Source organism: Pseudoalteromonas denitrificans DSM 6059 (assembly GCF_900112265.1).
Taxonomy (GTDB): Bacteria; Pseudomonadota; Gammaproteobacteria; order Enterobacterales; family Alteromonadaceae; genus Pseudoalteromonas; species Pseudoalteromonas denitrificans.
This window is the reverse complement of the sequence record NZ_FOLO01000127.1, coordinates 1-1,222: the sequence shown is the minus strand read 5'-3', so window position 1 is coordinate 1,222 and position 1,222 is coordinate 1. Positions and strand designations below refer to the sequence as shown.

The window sequence follows — 1,222 nt, the reverse complement described above, 5'->3', positions numbered from 1 at the left end:
CACGGCTAGCGCATTTTAATCCCAGATTCTAGCAGGGTTGAGCGATAATCATCGTCTAGCCCTGCCATTTTCTTTTTCCTCGCCATACTAGCTGACTTGGTTGTATCTTGTTTGAATAGTGCCATAGCTATCTTTCGCATTACATTAAATACAAGCGGACCTTGCTTTTTACGTATTCTCGATTCATCTTCTCTAAAGGTCATATCTAGCATCCAATGCATACTTTCAACTTGCCAGTGGCTACGTACCGCATTGAGTGCTTGCTCTGCATTTTGGTCTAATGAACTAATATACCAGCGTGTTTCTGTCGTATCTGTGCCTGCCAATTTATCGTGAACTTCAGCGGTAACTTTAATAATATTCTTTAAGCCTGACCATTGGTAAGTTTTGGCTAACCAGGTTTTATCAATAAGTAACTGCTGACAAGTCCTAGTTTCAATACGCCCATGCCCTGAGCTTATTTCGGTATGCTTGTCATAATTATTATTGGTTAATCCTTCTCGTTCATTCTTGTGCCACCAAGCTTCTAGCTCACTGAGCATGCCTGAGTGGTTGCCTTTAAGTGCGAGAATATAATCGGCTTTTTGCTTGATGATTTGTTTAGCTATCTCTTGTTGGCATCCCATTGCATCAAGCGTAATGATACTGTTTTCAATATCCAGCATGGTTAGTAACTCAGGTATTGCTGTGATTTCATTTGTTTTGCTATCAACGGCGGTTTGCCCTAGCACTAATTGATGTTGGCAGCTCCATGCACTGACTGTATGTAATGCACTTTTTCTATCTTTTGTAGTAAATGAACGTCGTGCGGTCTTTCCATCAATGGCGATGATATCAGCACCTGTGGTTTCAATAAGTGATGAAATCCAAGATTGAAATGCACTCTCAATTTCATCCGCTTTTAACCGACAGACGACACGAGCAATAGTGTCATGCTTTGGAATTCCAGCGTCGAAAGAGCCATATCTTTTTAACCAATCAAGCTTTAGATGCCCAAAGTCTTCAATATCCTCCCATCCTTGTGCACCAGAGAGTACGGCACTAATTGCTAGCAGAAGAATATCGATAAGTTCATGCTTTTTGCAGCGCTCAATGCGAGGATCTGTAATAGAATTAAAGTGTTTCAAAAAAGTAGCGCTCATATTAAGTTACCAAAGGGGGATTATGCCTTGATCTGATCGCTACTTGTTCTATAAGTTCAATTTATAATGATCTTGCCGTG

1 protein-coding gene is annotated in these 1,222 nt (G+C 40.6%); it reads right to left on the bottom strand.

Annotated elements, in window-relative coordinates; genetic code table 11:
• Positions 1-5: 5 nt before the first annotated feature.
• Positions 6-1,142, bottom strand: coding sequence for an ISAs1 family transposase (locus tag BM088_RS26920; protein ID WP_091992024.1), 1,137 nt, complete (start codon positions 1,140-1,142; stop codon positions 6-8).
• Positions 1,143-1,222: the final 80 nt, after the last annotated feature.

Excerpts from the sequence above, each read along its gene's own strand:
- BM088_RS26920 (WP_091992024.1), bottom strand. The coding sequence starts at position 1,142 with ATGAGCGCTACTTTTTTGAAACACTTTAATTCTATTACAGATCCTCGC.